Raw genomic sequence first — 1,145 nt, forward strand, 5'->3', positions numbered from 1 at the left:
GATAGGGACAAAGGGACAGGTTCCTTGTCCCAGTACGTAAGTGCTGATAGGAAGGAAGCTCATTCGGAACAAATCTCAGAATGGGCTTTTCTTTTTGACTTGGTAGCCGATTCAAATAGAAAGAAAAGCTTATATTATAATTGTATAAATTAATAACAGCCCTAATTCCTTTCGATGGAGTTAGGGCTATTTCTATTGGAGGAGGTTGCCGAGGGACACGGTGACTGTTTTCTCGTTCCACTACAAATCATTAGTCATTTATTCCAAATAAAAAAAACATAGCATCTTTTCCAAAATCCTTGCTTATGCTGTTTAAAAAGTCAATCCCCCCGTTTTTCCTACCAACACTTTATTATTTCCGAAAAATATATATATAAATTGTGGTGTTAATGAATAAATTCTTATGTAACAAAAAAGACTCCTCTTTATGCAAGAAATAACAAAATACCCAGAGGAGATGAGTTAAAAAAGAGTGCTAATTATTGATAGCAAAAATAAAAATCTCACTGCAATTAACTACTACAGAAAATCAATAAAAGTTTCTGGTATGTCAGAAGAAGAGAGTATAAACTACCAGCACAATGTTTGTAATGATTTTGCAAAAAGAAATGGGATTGAAGTTTTAGAAACATTTAATGATATAGGATATACAGGAGCAGTGGCAGATAGGCCGGAGTTACATTAAGGGACACGGGGACAGGTTCCTTGTCCCAGCACGTAAGTGCTGATAGTAAGGAAAGCTCATTCGGGAGAAATCTCAGAATGGGCTTTTCTTTTCATTTAAAGGTGTGAAACATGGGGACGTATCTCGCGTTTCATTAATTTTACAATGATAGGCTCTGGAAGGGACACAGGAGGGACACAGGGACAGGTTCCTTGTCCCAGCAGGTAAATGCTGATAGGAAGGAAAGCTCATTCGGGAGAAATCTCAGAATGGGCTTTTCTTTTTAGGCTCTACAATAAGGGACATAGGGACAGGTTCCTTGTCCCTCCCCAATATCAGGGGATAGGGACAAAGGGACAGGTTCCTTGTCCCAGTACGTAAGTGCTGATAGGAAGGAAGCTCATTCGGAACAAATCTCAGAATGGGCTTTTCTTTTTGACTTGGTAGCCGATTCAAATAGAAAGAAAAGCTTATATTATAA

1 protein-coding gene is annotated in these 1,145 nt (G+C 38.3%); it reads left to right on the forward strand.

What is annotated here, in order from left to right; all coding sequences use genetic code 11:
• Positions 1-472 precede the first annotated feature (472 nt).
• Complete coding sequence (locus tag BQ6100_RS20500) at positions 473-685, forward strand: recombinase family protein (protein WP_075983655.1); 213 nt, start codon at positions 473-475, stop codon at positions 683-685.
• Positions 686-1,145: the final 460 nt, after the last annotated feature.

Source organism: Bacillus massilinigeriensis, assembly GCF_900117315.1.
GTDB classification, from domain to species: Bacteria; Bacillota; Bacilli; order Bacillales; family Cytobacillaceae; genus Bacillus_BE; species Bacillus_BE massilionigeriensis.